This window comes from Mailhella massiliensis (genome assembly GCF_020741395.1).
GTDB classification, from domain to species: domain Bacteria; phylum Desulfobacterota; class Desulfovibrionia; order Desulfovibrionales; family Desulfovibrionaceae; genus Mailhella; species Mailhella massiliensis_A.
In genome coordinates, this window is sequence record NZ_DYZA01000083.1 from 1 (window position 1) to 4,410 (window position 4,410).

At 63.3% G+C, this 4,410-nt stretch carries 5 protein-coding genes; all 5 read left to right on the forward strand.

Annotation, left to right across the window (positions count from 1 at the left end; all coding sequences use genetic code 11):
• Nucleotides 1-804: site-2 protease family protein (locus K8W16_RS04550; RefSeq protein WP_369694455.1), on the forward strand; the 804-nt coding region annotated here is incomplete at its 5' end.
• Between the two features lie 36 nt (nucleotides 805-840).
• A complete protein-coding gene (gene trpS, locus K8W16_RS04555; RefSeq protein WP_304121510.1) occupies nucleotides 841-1,833 on the forward strand; it encodes a tryptophan--tRNA ligase in 993 nt (330 codons plus the stop codon).
• A 327-nt stretch (nucleotides 1,834-2,160) separates the two neighbouring features.
• On the forward strand, nucleotides 2,161-3,291 hold the full coding sequence (locus K8W16_RS04560) for an ABC transporter permease (protein WP_304121512.1): 1,131 nt from the start codon (nucleotides 2,161-2,163) through the stop codon (nucleotides 3,289-3,291).
• Nucleotides 3,288-4,070, forward strand: coding sequence for an ABC transporter ATP-binding protein (locus K8W16_RS04565; protein ID WP_304121514.1), 783 nt, complete (start codon nucleotides 3,288-3,290; stop codon nucleotides 4,068-4,070). Before K8W16_RS04560 ends, K8W16_RS04565 begins: the two co-directional genes overlap by 4 nt.
• Nucleotides 4,067-4,410 (forward strand): MlaD family protein (locus K8W16_RS04570; RefSeq protein WP_304121517.1); only part of this gene is annotated, 344 nt, incomplete at its 3' end. The genes K8W16_RS04565 and K8W16_RS04570, both read left to right, overlap by 4 nt.

Sequence of the window (4,410 nt, forward strand, 5' to 3'; positions counted from 1 at the left end):
GATCCCGGCCCGAAGAACCAGGCCCTGCCCGCCGCCTCCCGCACGAGCCGCAGCGGGAAAGGCCGCGCGCCCTGCCCCGGAAGCTGCGCAGGGCCGTCCTTGCGAAGCGCGCGCAAATATGCTATCGAAGCCCCCATGTTCACCTCAGATATCGCCGCAAAAATCTCCTATCTCGCCGTGGCCTTCGTGCCCGTGCTCCTGGGCATCATCCTTCATGAAGTGGCCCACGGCTGGGCAGCGCTGCGCTGCGGAGACCCCACGGCCCGCATGCTGGGCCGCCTCACCCTCAACCCCCTGCCCCACATCGACCCGGCGGGCACGGCCGTCTTCGTCTTCACGGCCCTCTTCTCGCCCTTCGTGTTCGGCTGGGCAAAACCCGTGCCCGTCAATCCCCGCCATTTCCGCAACTACCGCAAGGGCATGCTCCTGGTTTCCGCGGCCGGGCCGCTCACCAACATGGCCCTTGCCATGCTCTTTGCCGTGGCCCTGCGCCTTCTGCTCTTCGCTCCTGCGGAATTTCTCATGCATACCTCCACGGGCAAATTCCTCCTGGAAATGTGCCAGATAGGCATTTCCGCCAACTTTGCCCTGGCCTGGATCAACCTTCTGCCCATCCCCCCGCTGGACGGGGGCCGCATCCTGGAAATGCTGCTTCCCGGGCAGATCTCCCTCCAGTTCCAGCGCGTGGAGCGCTACGGCTTCCTTGTGCTCGTGCTGCTGCTTGCAAGCGGCCTCGCAAGCTCCATACTCCTGCCGCTCATCCGGGGCTCGTGGAACTTCGCGCTCTGGATAGTCGGCATCTGATCCCTTCCCCTTTTCCCATCCATCAGGAGACACGCCATGACGGCGAACCAACGCACTGTTTCAGGCATGCGGCCCACCGGGCCTCTTCATATCGGCCACTATTTCGGCGCGCTCAAGAACTGGGTCGAGATGCAGAACGACCATGAGGCCTTCTTCTTCGTGGCCGACTGGCACGCCCTGACCAGCAACTACGCCGACACCTCGCGCCTGCCCGAATTCGTGCGCGACATGGTGGTGGACTGGCTCTCCGCCGGGCTGGACCCGGAAAAATGCGCTATCTACCGCCAGTCCGATATCAAAGAAACGGCGGAACTGCACCTTCTGCTCTCCATGATCACCCCCCTCGGCTGGCTGGAGCGCTGCCCTACCTACAAGGAACAGCAGCAGCAGATTACCGACAAGGACCTCGGCAACTACGGCTTTTTGGGCTACCCCGTGCTCATGACGGCGGATATCATCCAGCATCGTCCGCGCTGGGTGCCTGTGGGGCAGGACCAGCAGCCGCATCTGGAGCTCGCCCGTGAAATCGTGCGCCGCTTCAACACCATGTACGGCGTCGAAGTCTTTCCCGAACCCGAGGCCAGGCTCACCCCTGCGGCCAAGTGCCCGGGGCTGGACGGACGCAAAATGTCCAAAAGCTACGGCAACGGCATCTTCCTCCAGGATACGCTGGAAGAGCTGACCCCCAAGATCCGCGGCATGTTCACCGACCCGGCGCGCCTGCGCAAGAGCGACCCCGGCAACCCCGAAGTGTGCAACCTCTTCCCCTACCACAGGCTTCTCGCGGACAAGGAGACACAGGCCGAGGTATGCGAGGCCTGCACCCACGCCACCATGGGCTGCGTGGCATGCAAGAAAATCTTCATGCAGAACCTCCAGAACTTCCTTGAGCCCCTGCACGAGAGGCGCGCCGCCATTCTGGCCAGGCCCGGCATGGTGGAGGAAATCCTCGCCGAAGGCAGGAAGAAGGCCAAGGCTTCCATAGACGCCACCATGGAACTGGTGCGCGAAGCCATGCACATGAACTGACGAAAACCATCCCCGGCGGCTCTCCCCGCCGGGGCTTTTTTCCTTTGCCCGGGCCCTTTTCCCCCCGAAAAAGCGGCGGCAATTTCTGCGGCGCAAAAAAAAACATTTCCTTTTTTCCGCACCCGTGGGAAAACAGGGGAGGAGCAAAAGCCTCCCCGGAAGATTTTTTCCGGCATCCCGAAAGATTCCTGCAAAGAACGCGCTCCCCGAAGGGGCAGACGACTTGAAAAAACGCTTTTCCCGGACTCGCGGGGCAGGATGCAACCGTATTTCCGGCAGGCGGGCCCGGCCTTCCGAAGGCATGCGGCCCTCACCTGAGGAGTGATCATGCAGCCCACGTTCGACATACGAAAACAGCCGGGCGAACTCATCGTTTCCGTTTCCGGATCATGGACCGGCAACACCTCCGGCCCTTCGTCCTGTGAAGAGCTCACGGCCCGCGCCCTCGCCGCGCTTGAAGGCGACGTGCGCTCCGTGCGCCTTCTCGCCCCGGAACTGGAAGGCTGGGGCAGCCCGCTTCTCGCCGCCTTCTACGCCGTGGCGCGGGAAGCCTCCGCCCGGGGCGTTGAGGTGGACGCCTCCGCCCTGCCCGAAGGCATGGCCCCCATGCTGGACATGGCCCTTGCCGTGCCCCCCCGCGATACGGGCGTGAAAAAAAAAGAAACGGGCTTTCTGGAAATGGTGGGCGACAAATGCCTCGCCTGGCCCGGCATCACCGCAGACGTGGTGAACTTCATCGGCGAAACGGCGCAGAGCATGGGGCGCTTCTTCACGGGCCGCGCCTCGTGCAGCTCCCGCGACATGTGGGCGGTCTTTCGCGAATGTGGGGTGGACGCCCTGCCCATCGTCACCCTCACAAGCCTCCTGCTCGGGCTTATCCTCGCCTTCGTGAGCTCCATGCAGCTCAAGCTCTTCGGCGCGGAAATCTATGTGGCCTCGCTGGTGGGAGTGTCCATGGTGCGCGTCATGGGGCCGGTGCTCACGGGCATCGTGCTCTCCGGCCGCACCGGGGCGTCGTTCGCGGCCGTCATAGGCAGCATGCAGGTCAATGAGGAAGTGGACGCGCTCACCGGCTTCGGCATTTCCCCCACGGATTTTCTGGTACTGCCGCGCGTTCTGGGCATGGCGCTCATGACGCCGCTTCTCACCCTCTACGCCGACGTGGCGGGCATGGCGGGCGGCTTTCTCGTAGGCGTGCTCATGCTCGGCATATCCCCGGCCTCCTATCTTTCCAACACGCTGGAATTCATGAGCCTGAGCTATGTGTGGATAGGCCTCCTGCACGCCTTCGTGTTCGGCTTCATCATTTCCCTGTGCGGCTGCTACCAGGGCATACGCTGCGGCCGCAACGCCTCGGCCGTGGGCCGGGCCACCACGGCGGCCGTGGTCTCCTCCATCGTGGGCATCATCGTGGCCACGTCCGTCATCACCATCATCTTCACGGTACTTGACCTATGACAGGCCTCATTGCAGAACACGCCGCCGTCACGGCGGAAAACGTGACCGTGGCCTACGGCTCCCGCGTGGTGCAGCACGGCCTTTCCTTCACCGTGAGAAAGGGCGATATTTTCATCATCATGGGCGGCTCGGGCTGCGGCAAAAGCTCGCTTCTGCGCGTGCTCATGGGCCTCACCCCCCCGGCGGAAGGCAAGGTGTACTACGGGCAGGAGGATTTCTGGGGCGCGGGCACGAAGGAGCGCGAAGAGATCATGCGCCGCACGGGCGTCATGTTCCAGAGCGGCGCGCTCTGGACCTCGCGCACCCTTGCCGAAAACGTGGCCCTGCCCCTGGAATACTATACCAGCCTCTCCGCAAAGGAGATACGCGACATAGCCTCCTTCAAGCTCGCCCTTGTGGGCCTTGCGGGCTTTGAGGACTTCTACCCCTCGGAAATCAGCGGCGGCATGAAGAAGCGCGCCGGGCTCGCCCGCGCCCTCGCCCTCGACCCGGACGTGGTGTATTTCGACGAACCCTCCGCAGGCCTCGACCCGGTGAGCGCCGCAAGGCTCGACGAGCTCATCCTTCAGCTCAGGGACACGCTGGGCATGACCGTGGTGGTCGTGACCCACGAGCTCGCCAGCATTTTCGCCATAGCAAACAACTCCGTCTTCCTCGACGCGAAGACGAAAACCATGATCGCCGGGGGCGACCCGCACGAGCTGCTCAGAAGCGGGCCCGACGACGTGGTGGAATTTCTGACGCGCGGCAAAGGCCGCGACCGCGGAGGCATCTCATGACGGAACGCGGCACCAAAACCTTCATCGGGTTCTTCGTCCTCGGCGCTCTCGCGCTTTTCATCGCCTTCATTCTCCTGCTCGGTTCCGGCAGGCTGGGCGACAGGAACCCCACTTTCGTGCTCTATTTCGACACTTCCCTCAAGGGCCTGACCCAGGGCTCGCCCGTGTATTTCATGGGCATACGCATCGGCAAGGTGGATTCCATCCACATACGCCCGAACCTCGCTTCCGGCACTTTCTCCACCCCTGTCATCATAGAAATCCAGAAGTCCACGGCCATGGCGCTTCTGGAAGACGGCAGCGAGCGCGACCTCTTCGACGACGATCAGGCCATAAACAG

What these genes read in the sequence shown, in the direction of transcription:
- K8W16_RS04560 (WP_304121512.1), top strand. Translation starts at nt 2,161, where the DNA reads ATGCAGCCCACGTTCGACATACGAAAACAGCCGGGCGAACTCATCGTT.
- K8W16_RS04565 (WP_304121514.1), top strand. Translation starts at nt 3,288, where the DNA reads ATGACAGGCCTCATTGCAGAACACGCCGCCGTCACGGCGGAAAACGTG.
- trpS (WP_304121510.1), top strand. Translation starts at nt 841, where the DNA reads ATGACGGCGAACCAACGCACTGTTTCAGGCATGCGGCCCACCGGGCCT.